Source organism: Nocardioides acrostichi (genome assembly GCF_015319165.1).
Lineage (GTDB): Bacteria > Actinomycetota > Actinomycetes > Propionibacteriales > Nocardioidaceae > Nocardioides > Nocardioides acrostichi.
This window is the reverse complement of sequence record NZ_JADIVZ010000017.1, coordinates 63,965-81,763: the sequence shown is the minus strand read 5'-3', so window position 1 is coordinate 81,763 and position 17,799 is coordinate 63,965. Positions and strand designations below refer to the sequence as shown.

The window sequence follows — 17,799 nt, the reverse complement described above, 5'->3', positions numbered from 1 at the left end:
ACAAGGCCATCGGTGGTTCTCCTTCAGTGCGTGACTTGGTCGTTTCACACCGAAGATTCCGCCGATGGCCGCCTACTTCACGCCACCACGCCGGTCCTCAAACCCCACCACTCCACGGGACTCCTCCCCCATCGATCATGTTCTTCGGGCTGGAGGACGCTCTTTGTGAGTACGAGGATCGAGACCTTTCTCGGTTCGAGAACATCGCCCTCGATAAGCAGCCGCACCTCGTCCACCTTCGACCACCAGCCAGTGTCCTTCTTCAGGGACGCTCGGATAGCAGAGTCGATCTCGACCCGGACAACGTCGATGAGAAAGTCGTGCAGGGCTGGCCTACCGGCGCGTCTGGCCAGGTGTTCCCCAAACTCGACAGCTTCCGCAGCACTGGCGAACCCGCGCGTGGGTGAGACCTCGAGCAATGCCGCCTTGCTGAGAGGGAAGCCGATCCGCAGATCCACCGCCCACTTGGTGCGCAGCGTCTTTCCCGTGAGTCCAACTCGGTCGGCCAAGATACCGGTGGTCAACTCCCTCCAGTGCTCTTTGGTGGCGTCCGCGACCTTGACGACCGGGGAGACCTGGACGAACGGCTGTCGCGCACCGGGCGGCTTGCCCCCGATGTCACACGTCTGGGTGGTGATGATGACGTATTTCGGGAGTTCGCCAGGCCACGGAACGATTCCGCCGCTGGGAGTCGGCTGCCCTGTCACTGGGTCCACGGACGCCGCGGTCGTTGACCATGCCACCGGCGGGCAGGGCAGCAGATCCCCTTGCCGCCACTGATCGAGGGCTGCAATCTGTTCCGCGGACCATCCGGGGACAAGGCCCTCCAGCAGAGCTAGGTCTGGGCGACTACTCACGACGGGCCTACCCGTAGAACCCGGCTGCAGACTTCTTGCGGCGCCTACGGCTCGACTCATCGGTGAACTCGCCCCGAAGCGAAGCCTCAAGAAGAGCTTCCTGAACGAGCTTTCGATGACGTCCTGATGTCAGGAGCGCACGCCGTTCCGGCCCGCCCTCCTGGAACCAGCCAGCTGGCGACCCGTCGAACAACTCGCCAAGGGAACGGACGCTGTTCAGGAGGGCCCACAGTTGTCCTTGGGTTTCCAGACGAGGAGAGCTTCCGTTCTTCCAGTTGTGCCAATTGCGACGCTTGATCTTCGCGGCTTGAAGGATGTCGCCGTCGGGCACACCCAGTTGCTGTGCCAGCCACTGGACAACATCGACCACGCCTGTCTCGCGGGATGGCACGTCTGACTTTGCTGCTGTCTCCTCCGAGACCTGACCAAGCTCGTGCTCACCCGGCGAAGCACCGCGTCCAAGTACTGCCAATGCCTCCTCGTCGGACTGAAGCAACTGTCCCGTGGTCGACGCGAGCCAGCGGAGCACTGGAGCGAGCTGATGTGGGTCGCTGGTGCTGCCACTGATGAAGAGCCGAATTCGCTGGTCGACTGACTGGCTCACCTCCCGCCGCAAGCAGACGACGCCCGGGGTTGTTTCCGACAGCCAAAGCTCGGGTTCGCGCTCCGAGGCGAAGTGCGCCAGAACCTCACGTAGCGCGGGGTTGGCGACGGTGCCCAGTTCCAGATGGGTGGGATAGTCAGGGAATGCGGGTGCCTCCCATGACAGGGGTTCCGTCGTGTCTCCGGCGGAGGGTTTGCCCGACGCAGCGATGAGGGTGGTAGTCATCGATCCTCTTCCCCCGATTCCGCGGGCTCGACCTCGATGCCAAGCTGCTCAAGAAACGTAGAGGTGAGCGTCCGACGGAAGGTGCTCGCAGCTGTGTAGTTGAGACGGGTGAGCAGTTCCAATGTCGTCAGTGCGTTGAACGGCTCCGTGCTCGAGTCGAAGACATCGATGTCGAGCAGGTAACTGAAGCTGTTTCGCGCGGCGGCATCGCGAAACGGTCCGTGACGCAGCGCAGAGTTCGTCGAGTCTTCGTTGCGTAGCTGAAGCTGCTGGTGGGCCTGCTCTACTCGGCTACCCCAGGGGCCGGCGACGATCGGGCCCAGCAGCCAGTCTTCAATCCGTCCTTGCCATGCCTGCGCGGTAGTGGCGGACTCGTCGACAAGTCGGTTGATGTAGCGAAGGCCCGCCCGGGTGCGCAGGTGAACCTGTCCGGTCTCCTCCAACCACTGCAACGCAGCAACAAGGATTGGCCTCAGGGTCTCGCTGAAATGGGTATACGAGCTGGTCTGAACGAGCAGCACGTCTGGAAGCAAGGTGACCTGCGGCTGCGCAGCCTCGTCGTTGAAGGTCCAGCCCCGAGCGGAAGTCCCTTGCACTGCCTGGCCACCGCTCGGAGACATGGACAGCGACACTTCTTGACGAGCCGCTGGGTTCATGACTCTGAAAGGCAAACCGGTTGTTCTCAGCGATTCACGAAGTGAGAGCGCGAGATCCTCCCCGGCGGAACCAAGGCCGCTGGTCAGGCGGATCTCCGCAGCAGCCACCTCAATGGTGGGACGCGCAAGGATGAAGCGTTCGCCGACCGCGATCGGGTTGGAGCTCATAGGCAGACCCCCTCGAATTGCATAGTACTTGCATACCGTAGAGGTCCGACAGGAATCCGTCGATCGCGCCGGGGAGGGGCCGATGCGCGCCGAGTTCAGTCCCGTGGGTCGAAGATCCTGAGGAACTTCTCCCGCGGGATCACCAGGCGCCGACCGAGCTTGACCGCGGGGATCGTGCCGTCCTCGATACCGGCCGTGACCGTTCGTGGGTCGACCCCGAGGGCCGCAGCGGCTTCGGTGCGCGTGATGACGAGGCTCCGCGAGTCTCGTAGCGTGTCGATCGTTACCGTCGCCGTCCTCATGTCGGGTCTCCCATCTCTCCCCCGTGCGGGATGGAGTTCTACGAGGCTAGACGATCGCGCTTGATGTATCAAGAGCAGCGGTGTACGTTTCTTCCATGGAGATGCGCCAACGCGGGAATCCCGCCGGGAACACGAACCTGCACGTGGCCGCGAACATGCGCGCCGCGCGCCAGGCGATCGGCATGGACCTGCGCACCTTCGCCGAGCAGGTGAAGGAGGCGGGCCGTGCGATGTCGGCCTCCGCGCTCAGCAAGATCGAGAACGGCGATCGTCGCGTCGACGTCGACGACCTGACCGTCTTCGCCTATGTCCTCCGCACGACGCCCGCCGCCCTGATCACTCCTCCCCACAAAGGTCCGGCCCCGACGGGCGTGCCCGACGGCCAGCATTCCGAGGAGGAGCTGCGGATGTGGGTCCACGGCCGGGTCAAGCTCACCACCGAGGACCTGGTCCGCTACTGGAAGGAGGAGTGGTTCAAAGCCACCTCCTACGTCAAGCGCTTCGAGGACCAACTCGCGCTCTACGACAAGGGACAAGTCGGCATCACCCCACGCGAGGTCTACGAGGACCGCCTGCGGACCCAGCAGGACCGCCTCGACATCGCCCGCAGCCGAATCTTCGAGCTCGACCCGACCGCCACTCCCTACCCGGACTGACCCGCCTGCCGAGGACGGTGACGACATGGCTGACACGAACCACTCGCAGCCGCCTCAGCACGCCCGGCGCTCACGGTCCCGGCACGCCGGCTCGATCACGTCGTACGCCACCCAGGGTGGCCAGCGGTGGAAGTTCCAGATCTACGTCCCCAAGGATCCCGAACGGCCCGAGCTCGGCGACACCCGGCTCACCCGCGGCGGGTTCGCGAGCCTCGACGAGGCACAGCGAGCCCTGGCCGAGGCGTTGCGGAAGAAGAAGTCCAACGCCCGGTTCCAATCCAAGACCCCCACCATCGGCGAGTACGCCGACCACTGGGTCGCTGGGCTCCGCCTGCAGAACTCGACCATCGAGGGCTACGAGAAGATCATCCGCAACCACGTCACGCCGTACCTCGGCGCGATCCGGCTCGACCAGCTCACCGCCACCCGGATCGGAGCACACTACCGCGAGCTGCAAACCTCCGGCCGCCGAGACAAGCCCGGGTACGGCAAGCCGCTCTCGGCCAACACCATCGCCAAGGTCCGCGTCCTGCTCGCCGCCATGCTCGACGCCGCCGTCGATGACGAGCTGATCCTGCTCAACCCGGCCAAGAAGCGGCGCACCGTCAACCCACCAAGGTCCAGCCAGGTCCGCGCGCAGAAGCCCGAGATCGTCACCTGGACCGGTCCCCAGCTCCAGGCGTTCCTGACCTGGAACCGCGACGAGCTGAACGACGAGCTGTTCCCGCTCTGGCGCACCCTCGCCTACACCGGCATGCGCCGCTCGGAGGCCCTCGCGCTGCGCTGGTCCGACATCAACTTCACCACCGGCCGGATCAGCCTCCGTCGTGCCGTCGACGTCACGCTCCCCAACACCACCAAGGTCACCGAGACCGGAAGCGCACGCGTGATCGACATCGACGGCGAGACCCTGCGCGTCCTCAAGGCCCACAAGTCAGACCGCGGTGCGATCTCCCTCAGCCTCGCGCGAGCCGACGCCTACGTCTTCGGCGACGACCAAGGGACGATCCGTGTCCCCGACGCGGTCACCAGCCGATGGACCCGGCGGCTCGACTGGGCCTGCGCCAAGATCGAAGGGCTTCCCCGCGTCACCCTCAAGGGCCTGCGGCACACCCACGCCACCCTGCTGCTGGACCTGACTCTTATCAAGTTAGTGCACACCCCGCCCGGGCTCAGTTGATGAGCGCGAGGGCGTCTCGAAGGTCGTCGGGCAGGGGGTCGGCTGCGGTGAGGGTCTGCCCGCCGGCGCGAATCTGGACAGTGCGGTAGCGGCGTGCGGTGCGCACGAACCGCTTGATCGACCAGCCGGTGCGCTCCTCGACGAGGCGGGACACCGCGAGGGCTGCGAACACAATCGTCAGGTGGGCGTCGATGGACTCGCGCTTGTGGTGGTAGATCGGTCGGGCGCGGAGGTCGTGCTTGGACATCCGGAAGCTCTTCTCGATGTGCCAGAGCTGGTGGTAGGCGCCTATCACGAACTCCGAGCTCGGGTCGGGCATGTTCGTGATGTAGGCCTTGAGCCCAGCGAGGGCTCGGGCCTTCGCCTCGAGGTCGCGGTTCACCGCGCGCTGGCCTCCGGTGAGGGTGAGGAACCGGTTCCGCTTGACCGGCTCCTTCCCGGCCACGGCACGTTCGGCTTTCGCGATCTGGGTCTCGATGCCGCGCAGCGTCCGGCGCGCCGAGTCAGCCTTGTAGCGGTAGTAGGTCACCTTGTCCCGGCGCCCGGCCGCTCGCTTCTTGGCGTTGGCTGGCCAGGGGGCGGTGAAGACGTGCCCGTCGGGGATCTCCGCGTCGGGGTGCTCGGCGTCGGGGTGCTCGCGCCGCCACTGCTTGACCTGGTAGGGCTCATGCGGGATCCGGGCGCCGATGATGTAGGACAGACCGGCGTCCTCGATGGCCTCGCGGTTGGCTTCGGAGAACATCTCGGCGTCGGCCACCACGGTCACGTCCTGGAGAGCGTGCGCGGCCATGAAGGTCTGCAGGGTCGGGAGCATCGTCCTGGTCTCGGCCTTATTGCCCTCGAAATTGCCCTCGAAGGCCTCGATCAGCAGCGGCCGCCCGGCCGCGTCGGTGAGCATCCCGACGGTGATCTGAGGCTCCAGACGACGTTCCTTGGAGAAGCCGGGCTCGCGGAACCCGTCGCCCTGATGGGTCTCGAAGTACAGCGTGGTGACATCGAAGAGAACCAGGCTGGCGGGGCCGAGGGTGGCTCGCGCTGCCGACGCGGCCGCAAGTCCCTGCCGCCACTGTGGCTGCGCGTAGACCGCCAGCCGCCGGTTGATCGTGGCGTAGGACGCCGGCACGACCCCGACCTCGTCCAGGACGCGGATGGAGTCCTCCTTGCTGGTCGGCTCGATGATCCGGGCGAGCACCAGCTGCCGGAACACCTCATCACCGCCAGCCGCCTCACCGAACCCAAGCGCGTCGTAGGCACGCGACAGCGCGTCCCACAGGTGGGCGAACCGGGTCGCCGAGATCGGCAGCGGATCCTCTGCGGACCCCGACGCCGCGTCCTGAGGGAGGTCGATACCGAGGTCGAGCTCGCCCTGACCCCCAGCGAGCCTGCGAGCCGCCGCCACCTTCAGCGCCGCGACCTCAGCGTCGTTGTGAGCAGAGCCAATGTGGTCGATCGACCTAGAGCCACGCCGGTTGGAGTGCACGATCTGGACCGCGATCGCCCCCGAGGCGGTCTTCACCGTCCGCACATACGCCACGCACCGGACTCTACGAGCGACCGCTTAGTGCACAAATTAAGCCGCGATCCGCAGAGAAACTGCAGTTCAGCGACCTGTAGCCCTCAAGCGACAGCCCTAATGACAAGAGTCAGGCCCACTTGGTGGCTCTACGCGGCGAACAACAAGCTGGTGGCTTGGGCCGGAGAGTCGTTCTACTCAACAAGTAACGCGCAGCGTGCTGCGGCGGCCTTCAAGGCAGGAGCCAAGACGGCGCGGTACGAGGTCTACAAGGACCTCGGCGGTGACTACCGTTGGCGCGCCTGGCGCGGCTCCGACAAGGTCGCAGCATCGGGGGAGGCGTTCTCCAGCGAGTGGGCCAGTCGGTCCGCTGCCGAGAACGTGCGCGACAACGCCGGCAGCGCCACGGGGGCCGCGGCCTGAGGTCACGTGGGCTGCCGGCGAGCAACCAATCGTCGGCAGCCCACGCTCAGCTCGATGCGAAATCCTCCGTCAAGATGACCGGATCACTGCAAGCAGATCCTGCCCAGACGCAATCAGGACCGCCTCATCATCGAGCCCCTCAGGCATGTGCGCGCGCTGGCCCTCATCGGTCAGGCACGCGGGGCACCCGACCGGCATAACCACCCAGTCGGCGGCCCTGGCGCCCTGCACGAGCAAATCCCATGGCGCGGTGCCTGTCACGTGGTCGGCCTTCATCCCATCCGGTCCCAGGTAGACATCCGCCTCTCCATCGCCGTACTCGACTCGGGCGAACGAGTGTTCCGGGTCTTCGCGAACGATGTGGGGCGCGAGCACCTGGCGCATCGCCTCGCCGCCTCCTGGCTCGGTGTCGCGATTTCGAAACCGCTGAAAGTAGACGTCGAAGGACACTTGAGAAGCCTTCCATGAACGGGACCGACAGACACCACGTGGCGGAGACGAAGATTCAGCTCGCCCGTCCCGGCTCGACCTCTTCCCGCTCCTCGCTGAACCTTCCCCGTGTCAGCATCAAATCGAGAGCGGAGGCCGCGGCCGGCTGAATCCGCGCCGGCCATCCGGTGCGGATGAAGTTCTCGTTGTCGTCGGCGAAGATCCCTCCAGGGGTGGGCACCTGCGGAGTCTCAGCGCATGCCTGCACCAAGAGGTCGTGGACGACCTCAAGTGCTTGAACCTCGTCCGGGGTGAAGACGCTCCAGGTCCTCCAACGCCATGGCGCTCGGTCGTCGATGATGTCGAAGAACTCCTCCACGTACTCGCCGACGCCCATTGAGCGCACACCCTCGTCACCATCGGCGATTGCCTCCAGTGCCTCGATCGCTCGGTTGCGCATCCGCTGCCGCACCAGACGTTCACTGGGGTCGGGTGCCGTCGCCATGGACACGATGATCGCAAAGCGCGCGTGGGCGACGGTGTGTTCCGTCGCCGGGGCTTAGCACATATATCGGCACATGAGCCGGGCAGGAAGCCAGACCCAAACACAAAGCCCCAGGTCGAAGACCTGGGGCTGTCGTGCGCGAGGGGGGAGTTGAACCCCCACGTCCTTTCGGACACACGGACCTGAACCGTGCGCGTCTGCCTATTCCGCCACTCGCGCGTGAAGCGGTGTGAGGTTATCCCAGCGTGGTGAGGTTCCCCAAACCACCACCGCCGGCTCCCTGGCACGACGTCTCCTTCGGTTTCGCGCCGTCCGAACCTGAGGGGTGAACCGAACTGCCCGCCATGCTGCAGCGCCCGCTTCGCCCGATCGGAGAGGGCGGTTCGTTACGATCGCACCAGCCCGGCGTCAGGTCCGGGCTGCTCGGTCGCGCATCCGCACGGACCGGCCCGGGCACCGGCGACACCCAGCGAGTGACGACGAGGAGGCCATGTGGGCGGGTTCCAGCGTTTCGAGACCCGACTGGAGCAGGCCATCTCGGGCACCTTCGCGCGCGTCTTCCGCTCGGCGGTGCAGCCGGTCGAGATCGCGGCTGCGCTCCAGCGAGAGTGCGACAACAACGCGCAGATCCTCTCCCGGCAGCGCCGGCTGGTGCCCAACGACTTCCACGTGGAGCTCTCCCCACCCGACCTCGAGCGACTCGCGCCGTACGACACCGCCATGGCCAGCGAGCTCACCGAGCAGTTGACCGAGCACGCGGAGAACAACGGCTACTCCTTTCCCGGGCCCATCACCATCGAGTTCGAGCAGGCCGACGACCTCACCACGGGCCGGTTCCGCATTCGCAGCCGCGCGAAGGCCAAGGTCACCGCGAACAGCACCCACACGCAGGTGCGCCGGGCTCGGGCCGTGCTCGAGGTCAACGGCACCGAGCACCCCCTCAATCCCCCGGGCGTGGTGGTCGGTCGCGGCACCGAGGCCGACGTCCGCATCAACGACCCAGGCGTGAGCCGCAAGCACGTGGAGTTCCGCGTCGAGGTGCGCCGTGACGGACTCAAGGTCGACGTGCACGACCTCGGCTCCACCAACGGCATCACGATCAACGGTCAGCGGATGACCCGCGCCGTGGCCGACGACGGCACCGAGGTGACCGTCGGCAACACCACCCTGCGAGTGCGCATGATCACCGACGAGACCTCCAGCGAGGGCCCCGATGTCTGAGCTCACCCTGCTGCTGGTGCGCATCGCCTATCTGGCGGTGCTGTGGATCTTCGTGCTCTCGGCGATCTCGGTGATCCGCTCCGACATGTTCGGTGCACGCGTGCCCGAGACCGCCCGCGGCCAGGCCGCCGGACGCACCAAGGAGAAGAAGGCCAAGCCCCCTCCGAAGCGGCGCGGCGCCCCGACCCACGTGCTCGTCACCGAGGGCTCCAACGCGGGCGAACGGGCGGACCTCGCCTCCGCCCCCGTCCTCATCGGCCGCGGCAACGACGCGGCGATCCGACTCGACGACGACTACGTCTCCACCCGGCACGCACGCATCGCAGCCTCCGGTGACCAATGGTTCGTCGAGGATCTCGGCTCCACCAACGGCACGTATATCGGAACCGTGCGCATCACGCAGCCCACGACGATCACGCTCGGCACCCAGGTGCGCATCGGCAAGACGATCGTGGAGCTGCGCAAGTGACTCCCGACGACCCCCACGACGACACCACGGACCTCACCGAAGTGCCGTCCGGGCGCGGGGCCGCGGACGTGTCCGCTCCGCTGCGGCTGCACTGGTCGGCGATCTCCGACGTCGGCCGGGTACGCAAGGACAACCAGGACTCCGGGTATGCCGGCCCCTGGCTGCTCGCCGTCTGCGACGGCGTCGGCGGCGCCGCCCGAGGTGACATCGCCTCCAGCACCGCGATCTCCCAGGTGCGCAAGCTCGACGACGAGTCGCCGGCCGGCCTCGACGCCGAGCACCTGCTCTCCGCGGTCGCCGGGGCCTTGCACCGGGCCCACGACCGCATCGGCGAACTGGTCGACGAGGATCCCTCGCTGTCGGGCACCAGCACCACCGCCACCCTGCTCTTCTTCGACGGCGCCCAGCTCGCCGTCGGGCACGTCGGCGACAGCCGGGCCTACCTGATGCGCGAGGGGAGCATCAGCCAGCTGACCTCCGACCACACCTTCGTGCAGAGCCTCATCGACGAGGGCCGGATCACGCCGGAGGAGGCGCTGGTGCACCCGCACCGCAACGTCATCCTCAAGGCGCTCGACGGTATGCACGAGGCCGAGCCCGACCTCTTCATGCTCACCGTGCAGCCCGGCGACCGGCTGCTGGTCTGCTCCGACGGCGCCACCGCCTCGCTCGGCGACGACCGCATCTGCGACATCCTCGGCACGGGCACGCCCGACTACGCAGCCATCGAGCTCACGCGTGCCAGCCTCGAGGCCGGCTCCACCGACAACGTCACGTGCATCGTGGCCGACGTGCTCGACCCGGCTGGAGCCGAGGCCCGCGCCGAGGATCTGGCCGACCTCCAGCCGATGCTGGTCGGGGCGGCGTCCGAGCTGCGACGCAAGCCGGCTCGCAGCGGTCGGCCGACCGCGCTCTTCCGCGGACACCGCTCCGGCGACACCGGCGAGATGGAGCCCATCGACGCCGACCTGCCCGATCTGCCGGCCGACGTGCACGCCATCCACACAGACCCCATCGACCCCGAGAGCGCCCGCTACGCGCCGCGGGCTCCTCACCGGTTCGCCTGGCTGCGTCGGCTCCTCGGGCTGATCACCGTCGTCGGCGTCGCCTGGGTCGGCGTCGCCGCGGCCTGGACCTGGGTGCAGGACCAGTACTACGTGGGCGAGGTCGACGGGCAGGTGTGCATCTTCCGCGGCGTGAACTCCTCGCTGCCCGGCGTCTCGCTCTCGGAGCCCTACGAGGCCACCAACATCAGCACCGACCGGCTGCGGCCGCTCCAGGCCGACGGAGTGGCCTCCGGCCTCGCGGCCGACGACCTCGACGACGCGCGCGGGATCGTCGAGAACCTCGCGAAGCAGCAGGTCACCAGCGACGAAGGCACCACATCGACCACCGCCACCACGCCCGCCGACGTCGGGACGTGCGGCTCATGAGCGTGAGCTTCGGCCCGAGCAACCCGCTGCTCGGCTTCGTGCACCGCCGCCGGCGCGGCGCCGAGCTGTTCTTGCTCGTGCTGGCCCTGGCGGTCGGCGTCGGCGCCTACGCAGCAGTCGGGGTCGGCGTCGAGGACACTGTGCCCGCCGACCTGTTCGGCTACGGCGGCTGGCTGGCGGGGCTCATCGTGGCGGCGCACCTCGTCGTCCGGTTCGTGGCGCCGTACGCCGACCCGGTGCTGCTGCCGGTCGTAGCGGCGCTCAACGGGCTCGGCCTCGCCGTGATCCACCGGCTCGACCTGGCCGACGACACGCACTTCGCCTCACGACAGCTGATCTGGATGACCGTCGGCGTGGGCCTCTTCATCGGCACCCTGCTGCTGCTGCGCGACCACCGGGTGCTGACCCGGTTCACCTACACCTCCGGGCTCGCGGCCATCGTGCTGCTGCTCATGCCGATGATGCCGATCGTCGGCACCAGCAAGCGCGGTGCCAAGATCTGGATCGAGGTAGGAGGCCTGAGCTTCCAGCCCGGTGAGGTCGCCAAGGTGATGCTGGTCATCGCCTTCGCCGGCTACCTGGTGCTGCACCGCGACGCGCTCGCCCTGGCCGGACGCCGGGTGCTGTTCGTCGACCTGCCCCGGGGCCGTGACCTCGGGCCGATCCTCGGCATGTGGCTGGTCAGCCTCGGCATCCTCGTCTTCCAGCGCGACCTCGGCTCGAGCCTGCTGTTCTTCGGCCTCTTCCTCGTCATGCTCTACGTCGCCACCGAGCGGGCCGGCTGGCTGGTCGTGGGCAGCACGCTGTTCGTGCTCGGGGCGACGGCCGGCTACTTCGCCTTCGGGCACGTGCGCGAGCGATTCGAGATCTGGCTGCATCCCTTCACCTACTACAAGACCGGCGACGCGTCGCTGCCCTCGAGCGACCAGCTCGTCGACGCCCGCTTCGGGTTCGGGTGGGGCGGTCTGATCGGACGCGGGTTCGGTGGCGGTGACCCACAACTGGTGCCGTTCGCGGAGTCCGACTTCATCCTCTCCTCCATCGGCGAGGAGCTCGGGCTCACCGGCATGGTCGCCGTCCTGCTGATGTACGGCCTGATCGTCGAGCGGGCGCTGCGCGCCGCGCTCATCTCCCGAGAGGGGTTCGGCAAGCTGCTGGCCGCCGGCCTGGGCGCCGTCATCGCCCTCCAGGTGTTCGTGGTCGCGGGCGGCGTCACCGGTCTGATCCCGCTGACGGGTCTGACCACGCCGTTCCTCTCCTACGGCGGCTCCTCGCTCGTGGCGAACTGGGTGATCGCGGCGCTACTGCTACGGGTCTCCGACCTCGCCCGGCGTCCGATCCCCGACCTCTCGAGCGACGACGAGGACGCCGACGAGTCCGCCACCCAGGTCATCAAGGTGGCCCGATGAGGAGGAGGAACCGATGAACAAGCCGATCCGCACCATCTCGCTGTTCTGCCTGGTGCTCTTCTTGGCCCTCATGGCCAACGTGACCTACCTGCAGTACTGGAAGGCCTCGAGTCTCGACAACGACCCGCGCAACCGGCGCGCCGTCGACGCGTCGTTCTCCCAGCAGCGCGGCGCCATCCTGGTGGGCCAGAACCAGACGCCGATCGCGAAGTCCGTGCCCTCGAAGGACCAGTACCTCTTCCAGCGCGAGTACACCCGGCCGCTCATGTACGCCCAGATCACGGGTTGGTACAACTACTTCAACGCCCAGAGCGGAAGCTGCTCGACGTGTCAGCGCCGCATCGAGCAGACCCAGAACGACGTCCTCTCCGGCGACGACGACCGCCTGTTCGTGACCCGTCTGGTCGACATGCTCAGCAACAAGGAGCCCGTGGGCGGCAACGTCTCGCTCACCATCGACCCGAAGGCGCAGGAGGCCGCCTACAACGGCCTCAAGAACGTGCTCGGGCCCTCGGGCGAGGGCGCGGTCGTGGCGCTCGAGCCTCGCACCGGCAAGGTGCTGGCGATGGTCTCGCTGCCCAGCTTCGACCCCAACAAGCTGGCCTCGCACGACCTCTCGCAGGTCACCAAGGTCGGCGACAGCCTCGACAACGACTCCTCGCAGCCGCTGCTGAACCGGGCCATCCAGACCACGCTGCCTCCCGGGTCGACGTTCAAGATCGTCACCGCGGCGGCGGCCATCCAAGACGGCCTCTACACCAAGGACGACCTGGTGCCCGGCGGCGCGACCTACCAGCTGCCGCAGACCACGGGCGACACCGGCCTGGTCGACAACGAGGGCCGCGACTGCGGCACCGGCCGCATCCCGTTCGCCCAGGCCCTGGAGAACTCCTGCAACACCTCCTTCGCCCACATGGCCATCGAGGTCGGCGCCGACAAGCTGCGTGAGCAGGCCGACGCGTTCGGCTTCGACCAGCAGTACTTCACCGACATGACCCCGCAGGCCACCTCCGTGTTCCCGGACGACGCCAACGAGCCGCAGACGGGCCAGTCGGGCATCGGTCAGTACGACGTGCGCGCCACCCCGCTCCAGATGGCGATGGTGACCGCGGCCATCGCCAACGACGGCAAGGTCATGCGGCCCTACGTGGTCGACGAGATCCAGAGCCCGGAGTTCGAGCAGATCGAGAAGACCCAGCCCGAGACGATCTCCCAGGCGATCAGCTCCTCCACGGCCAGCCAGCTCACCGACCTCTTGGTCTCGGTCGTCGACGACGGCACCGCCTACGAGGCGAAGATCCCCGGCGTATCGGTGGCCGGCAAGACCGGCACCGCGCAGACCGGCACCGACGCGCCGCCCTATGCCTGGTTCGTGTCCTTCGCACCGGCCGACGACCCCGAGGTCGCGGTGGCGGTCATGATCCAGAAGGCGCCCAACGTGCCCCGTGGCGAGATCGCCGGTGGGGCGCTGGGCGGACCCATCGCGAAGGCGATCATGGAGGCGGTGATCAACCCGTGAACGACGAGACCCCCACCCAGGGCATCCCGAGCAGCGGCGGGGATGGCGCCGAGCGCTTCGCCGACGACGCCCACCGCTACCGGCTGGAGAGCCGCATCGCCACGGGCGGCATGGGCGAGGTGTGGCGCGCGACCGACACCACGCTCGGCCGCACCGTCGCGGTCAAGATGCTCAAGCCCGAATACGCCGACGACCGCGCGTTCCGCACCCGTTTCGAGACCGAGGCCCGCCACGCCGCCGCGCTGCACCACCCCGGCATCGCCGCGGTCTACGACTTCGGCGAGGCAACCGGCGACTCCCCCGGCACCCCGAGCGCCTACCTGGTCATGGAGCTCGTCGACGGCCAGCCGCTCTCCGCGCTGATGCGCCCCGGGAGCCCGATGGAGCCCGGGGTCGTCGCGCCCCTGATGGCACAGGCGGCCGACGCCCTCGCCGCCGCGCACCGGGCCGGCATCGTGCACCGCGACGTCAAGCCGGCCAACCTCATCGTGACCCCCGACCGCACCATCAAGATCACCGACTTCGGCATCGCACGGGCCGCCGACGCGGTGGGCATCACCCAGACCGGGCAGGTCATGGGCACCCCCCAGTACCTCTCCCCCGAGCAGGCCCGCGGCCGCACCGCGACCGCCAAGTCCGACGTCTACGCACTCGGTTGCGTCGCGTTCGAGTGCCTGGCCGGGCGCCGTCCCTTCCAGGCCGACTCCCCCGTCGCGACCGCGATGGCCCACCTCAACGAGCCGGTGCCCGAGCTGCCCTCGAGCGTCCCCGGACCGCTGGCCGCCGTCGTCCGACGCGCGCTGGCCAAGGAGCCCGACGCGCGCTGGGAGGGCGCGACCGCCTTCGCCGCCGCCCTGCGCCATCCCGACGGGGCCGACGGTGCCGTAGGGGGCGTCGACGACGTCGCGACCACGGTCGCGCCCGCGGCCCCGTCCGACGCCACCTCGGTCATGCCGGTCGCCGCGCCCGTACCTCTCGATCCGACCCCCACACCGACCCCCACGACCACCACGACCACCTCAGAGGGTTCTGGACGCCGCACCTCGGCCGCCGTCGTGCTGCTCGTGGTCGCGCTGATCGCGGCCATCATCTTGGTGATCGTGCTCGTCTTGACCTCGGGCGACGACGACGCCTCGCCGCGTGACACCGCCTCGAGCCCACCCACCTCACAGAGCAGTCAGCCGACCCAGTCGTCCTCCGCTCCCGAGAGCAGCGCACCGGCCACCCTGCAGGTGGATCCCGACGACTACGTCGGCCGCGACTACCGCGACGTGCAGGCCGAGCTCGGCGACCGCGGACTGAACGTGAAGCTCGACGAACTCGACAACGACGGCAGCCACGACGAGAACATCGTCGAGAAGCTCAACCCCACCGGCACGCTCACCGAGGGCGACACCGTCACGGTGAGCTACTGGGGCCCGGCCCCGAGCCCCAGCGACAGTCCCTCGCCCTCGTCGAGTACGTCGTCCTCGGCGCCCAGCGACAGCACGTCTCCCTCGGCGGCGGGCCCGCTCGGCGGGATCGCGAGCCGTGACAGCAACGCCTCCATCGGTCCCGTCGCCGACGGGAGCGACGGATGAGCGAACCCCTGCTGATCGGAGGGCGCTACGAGCTCGGCGAGCTGCTGGGCCGCGGCGGCATGGCCGAGGTGCGCAAGGGCACCGACACCCGGCTGGGTCGCGTGGTCGCCGTCAAGCGGCTGCGCACCGATCTGGCCAGTGATGCCACGTTCCAGGCCCGGTTCCGTCGCGAGGCGCAGTCTGCGGCGTCGCTGAACCACCCGTCGATCGTGGCCGTCTACGACACCGGCGAGGAGCCCGCCACCGATGGTTCCGGGGTCGACCAGCCCTACATCGTGATGGAGTACGTGGCCGGTCGTACCCTGCGCGACGTGCTGCGCGAGGGTCGCAAGATCCTGCCCGAACGAGCGCTGGAGATCACCAGCGGCGTTCTCGCGGCACTCGACTACAGCCACCGGGCCGGCATCATCCACCGTGACATCAAGCCCGGCAACGTCATGTTGACACCGGGTGGCGACGTCAAGGTGATGGACTTCGGCATCGCCCGCGCGGTCTCCGACGCGTCGTCGACGATGACCCAGACCGCCGCCGTCGTGGGCACCGCCCAGTACCTCTCTCCCGAGCAGGCGCGCGGCGAGACCGTCGACTCGCGCAGCGACGTCTACTCCGCCGGCTGCCTGCTCTACGAGCTGCTCGCCGGGCGTCCGCCGTTCGTCGGCGACTCGCCCGTCGCCGTCGCCTACCAGCACGTGCGCGAGCAGGCTCGACCGCCGTCGGACTTCGACGAGGAGATCCCGCCCGAGCTCGACGCCATCGTGATGAAGTCACTGGCCAAGCGGGTCGAGGATCGCTACCAGTCCGCGGCCGCCATGCGCACCGACATCGAGCGCTACCTCGCAGGCGCGCCCGTCCACGCCGGGCCGCCGGCCGTACCGGTGCCCACCACGACGACCGTCGCCGCGGCGCGACCCACGCCGACGCCTGCCCCGACGCCGTTGCCCGAGGCCGACGAGGACGACCGACCACCGGTCGGCGCCCTCGTGCTCCTCGGCCTGCTGGTCATCGCCCTCGTCGTGGCCGGGGTGCTGCTCTGGCCGCGACTGTTCCCCTCCAGTCCTGACGACGTGCAGGTACCCGATGTGGTCGGAAAGAACGAGGCCGCGGCCCGGCAGACGCTGGGCGACTCCGGCTTCGAGGTGAACCCCAACTCGGTGTTCGAGAACTCCGACAAGCCCGCCGGCAGGGTGCTCGACCAGGATCCGAGTGGCGACTCCTTCGTGACCCCCGGTACCCAGGTGACCCTCACGATCAGTGCCGGCAAGGCCGAGAAGGAGGTGCCGCGCGTCGTCGACCAGCAACTCGATGTCGCGAAGGAGACCCTCAAGGCGGCCGGGTTCAAGGTGACGGTCAGCCGTACGGACTCCCAGGAGCCCCGCAACCAGGTGCTGTCCCAGAACCCCGAATCCGGTACCCAGGCCCAGGAGGGCACGCCGATCAACCTGACGGTGTCGCGCGGGCCGACCGAGGTTCCCGACGTGACCGGCATGAAGCAGGCCGAAGCCCAGAAGGTGCTCAGCGACGCCGGCTTCAACGTGCTCATCAGCAAGGACACCGACTCCTCGAAGGCCAAGGGCGTCGTGCTGCGTCAGTCGCCGACGGGGGGCACCCCGCTCGAGCAGGGCCAAGACGTCAACATCGTGGTCAACGACTACGAGAAGCCCACGAAATCCCCGAGCCCCACCGACTCCAGCTCGCCCAGCGACTCGGCCTCGCCCAGCGACGGCTCCTCGCCGTCGCTGCCCGGATCGAGTCCCAGCAGTAGCACCTCGCCGTCGCCCTGACCCCCGCGGCAGCGCCTCCCGGGCCGCACGAGCAGAGCGGTCGGGCCTGCCCTTCAGGCGAGGGGCTTGGCGTAGCTGAGGTCGAGCAGACCGGCGTACGCGGGCGCGGTGAGGTCGGCATCGGCCTGCATGTCCCAGCCGATCTGTACGTCCTCTTGCTGGGACTGCGACCGGTAGAAGGCGACGTAGTCGTCGTCGAGGAGGCTGCCCTCCAGCGTCGTGGGGTCGCCCACGGCCGAGATGACGAACGGCTGCGGGTAGGGCACGCCCTGGAGTGTGATCGAGTTGCCCTGGCACTGGATGCCGGTCGTCGACACGATGCGCTGGCCCTGCACGGTCACTGCCTGCGCACCACCGCGCCACATCGCATTGACGACCGCCTGCACGTCCTGCTGGTGCACCACCAGGTACTTCGAGGGCTGCTCGGTGTCGTCGTCGGTGAGGGGGCTGTCGCTCAGCGTCACCGTGACGCCGGCGCCGCGGACCGGCTCGAGACCGGCGGGATCCTTCAACTGCGTGACTCGCTGCTGCGCCCGGAGCGTCTGCCGGTCTCCCACCTTGGAGGTCAGCTGCGTCACCTGGTCGCTGAGATCCTGCACCTGGCGACGGAGGCCCTCGTACTGGTCGGACTCCGCTTGCACCAGCGAGGCCAGGTCGGTGTAGCGCCCGGGGCGCAGGTCGGTGCCCTCACTGTTGACGTTGCTCACGACGAACAGCGAGCCACAGACCAGCACGACCAGCGGCGTCCCGATGCGCCAGGCGAGCCCCCGCGGAGCCCTGCGCGGACTGCGCTCGGAACTCTCGGATCCCCCGGTGGCGGGGCTCGCATGGGTTCCTCGGCTCACGACGTCTAGGGTAGGGCCGCACAC

Annotated in this window: 18 protein-coding genes and 1 tRNA gene; 10 read left to right on the top strand and 9 right to left on the bottom strand. The window is 68.4% G+C overall.

The annotated features are described in order from the left end of the window. Nucleotides 1–77 precede the first annotated feature (77 nt). From ISG29_RS20110 to ISG29_RS20095, 4 genes are all read right to left on the bottom strand, one after another. Nucleotides 78–716, bottom strand: coding sequence for a hypothetical protein (locus ISG29_RS20110; protein ID WP_194505234.1), 639 nt, complete (start codon nucleotides 714–716; stop codon nucleotides 78–80). A 148-nt stretch (nucleotides 717–864) separates the two neighbouring features. Further along, nucleotides 865–1,686: a hypothetical protein gene (locus tag ISG29_RS20105; RefSeq protein ID WP_194505233.1), complete on the bottom strand. Its 822-nt coding sequence runs from the start codon at nucleotides 1,684–1,686 to the stop codon at nucleotides 865–867. Then, a complete protein-coding gene (locus ISG29_RS20100; protein ID WP_194505232.1) occupies nucleotides 1,683–2,510 on the bottom strand; it encodes a TIGR04255 family protein in 828 nt (275 codons plus the stop codon). The genes ISG29_RS20105 and ISG29_RS20100 overlap by 4 nt, the downstream gene beginning before the upstream one ends. 95 nt (nucleotides 2,511–2,605) lie before the next feature. Beyond that, on the bottom strand, nucleotides 2,606–2,812 hold the full coding sequence (locus ISG29_RS20095; protein ID WP_194505231.1) for a helix-turn-helix domain-containing protein: 207 nt from the start codon (nucleotides 2,810–2,812) through the stop codon (nucleotides 2,606–2,608). Between the two features lie 95 nt (nucleotides 2,813–2,907). On the opposite strand from ISG29_RS20095, the gene ISG29_RS20090 reads away from it, so the two are divergent. After that, a complete protein-coding gene (locus ISG29_RS20090) occupies nucleotides 2,908–3,468 on the top strand; it encodes a helix-turn-helix domain-containing protein (RefSeq protein ID WP_194505230.1) in 561 nt (186 codons plus the stop codon). Between the two features lie 25 nt (nucleotides 3,469–3,493). Next, complete coding sequence (locus ISG29_RS20085) at nucleotides 3,494–4,648, top strand: tyrosine-type recombinase/integrase (RefSeq protein WP_194505229.1); 1,155 nt, start codon at nucleotides 3,494–3,496, stop codon at nucleotides 4,646–4,648. On the opposite strand, the gene ISG29_RS20080 is transcribed toward ISG29_RS20085, so the two are convergent. Continuing rightward, nucleotides 4,641–6,182, bottom strand: coding sequence for an IS1634 family transposase (locus ISG29_RS20080; RefSeq protein ID WP_194505228.1), 1,542 nt, complete (start codon nucleotides 6,180–6,182; stop codon nucleotides 4,641–4,643). The two genes, ISG29_RS20085 and ISG29_RS20080, sit on opposite strands and share 8 nt — an antisense overlap. A gap of 150 nt (nucleotides 6,183–6,332) precedes the next feature. On the opposite strand from ISG29_RS20080, the gene ISG29_RS20075 reads away from it, so the two are divergent. Then, nucleotides 6,333–6,584, top strand: coding sequence for a YegP family protein (locus ISG29_RS20075; RefSeq protein ID WP_207793399.1), 252 nt, complete (start codon nucleotides 6,333–6,335; stop codon nucleotides 6,582–6,584). Between the two features lie 69 nt (nucleotides 6,585–6,653). Here ISG29_RS20075 and ISG29_RS20070 read toward each other — a convergent pair whose 3' ends face one another. From ISG29_RS20070 to ISG29_RS20060, 3 genes are all read right to left on the bottom strand, one after another. After that, nucleotides 6,654–7,034, bottom strand: a complete 381-nt coding sequence (locus ISG29_RS20070; RefSeq protein ID WP_194505226.1) for a hypothetical protein — start codon at nucleotides 7,032–7,034, stop codon at nucleotides 6,654–6,656. Nucleotides 7,035–7,089: 55 nt separating this feature from the next. Then, nucleotides 7,090–7,518 carry a hypothetical protein gene (locus tag ISG29_RS20065; protein ID WP_194505225.1) on the bottom strand — a complete coding sequence of 143 codons (429 nt, stop codon included), beginning with the start codon at nucleotides 7,516–7,518 and terminating at the stop codon, nucleotides 7,090–7,092. Between the two features lie 135 nt (nucleotides 7,519–7,653). Further along, nucleotides 7,654–7,737: transfer RNA gene (locus ISG29_RS20060), tRNA-Leu, on the bottom strand. Nucleotides 7,738–8,010: 273 nt separating this feature from the next. On the opposite strand from ISG29_RS20060, the gene ISG29_RS20055 reads away from it, so the two are divergent. Genes ISG29_RS20055 through pknB form a run of 7 tightly spaced genes read left to right on the top strand, consistent with a single transcriptional unit; the run spans nucleotide 8,011 to nucleotide 16,930 of the window. Further along, nucleotides 8,011–8,739 (top strand): FhaA domain-containing protein, encoded by a 729-nt coding sequence (locus tag ISG29_RS20055; RefSeq protein WP_194505224.1) that lies wholly within the window; start codon nucleotides 8,011–8,013, stop codon nucleotides 8,737–8,739. Continuing rightward, a complete protein-coding gene (locus tag ISG29_RS20050; RefSeq protein WP_194505223.1) occupies nucleotides 8,732–9,208 on the top strand; it encodes an FHA domain-containing protein FhaB/FipA in 477 nt (158 codons plus the stop codon). Before ISG29_RS20055 ends, ISG29_RS20050 begins: the two co-directional genes overlap by 8 nt. After that, a complete protein-coding gene (locus ISG29_RS20045; RefSeq protein WP_328829984.1) occupies nucleotides 9,205–10,641 on the top strand; it encodes a PP2C family protein-serine/threonine phosphatase in 1,437 nt (478 codons plus the stop codon). The genes ISG29_RS20050 and ISG29_RS20045 overlap by 4 nt, the downstream gene beginning before the upstream one ends. After that, complete coding sequence (locus ISG29_RS20040) at nucleotides 10,638–12,050, top strand: FtsW/RodA/SpoVE family cell cycle protein (RefSeq protein ID WP_194505222.1); 1,413 nt, start codon at nucleotides 10,638–10,640, stop codon at nucleotides 12,048–12,050. Before ISG29_RS20045 ends, ISG29_RS20040 begins: the two co-directional genes overlap by 4 nt. 13 nt (nucleotides 12,051–12,063) lie before the next feature. Further along, the gene (locus tag ISG29_RS20035; RefSeq protein ID WP_194505221.1) at nucleotides 12,064–13,569 is read left to right on the top strand and encodes a peptidoglycan D,D-transpeptidase FtsI family protein; all 1,506 of its coding nucleotides are present in this window, start codon (nucleotides 12,064–12,066) and stop codon (nucleotides 13,567–13,569) included. Further along, nucleotides 13,566–15,149 (top strand): serine/threonine protein kinase, encoded by a 1,584-nt coding sequence (locus ISG29_RS20030; RefSeq protein ID WP_194505220.1) that lies wholly within the window; start codon nucleotides 13,566–13,568, stop codon nucleotides 15,147–15,149. Before ISG29_RS20035 ends, ISG29_RS20030 begins: the two co-directional genes overlap by 4 nt. Beyond that, a complete protein-coding gene (gene pknB / locus ISG29_RS20025; RefSeq protein WP_194505219.1) occupies nucleotides 15,146–16,930 on the top strand; it encodes a Stk1 family PASTA domain-containing Ser/Thr kinase in 1,785 nt (594 codons plus the stop codon). Before ISG29_RS20030 ends, pknB begins: the two co-directional genes overlap by 4 nt. Nucleotides 16,931–16,983: 53 nt before the next feature. Here the strand turns inward: pknB and ISG29_RS20020 are convergent, their stop codons facing one another. Further along, nucleotides 16,984–17,775, bottom strand: coding sequence for a DUF881 domain-containing protein (locus ISG29_RS20020; RefSeq protein WP_328829980.1), 792 nt, complete (start codon nucleotides 17,773–17,775; stop codon nucleotides 16,984–16,986). Between the last annotated feature and the right edge of the window lie 24 nt (nucleotides 17,776–17,799).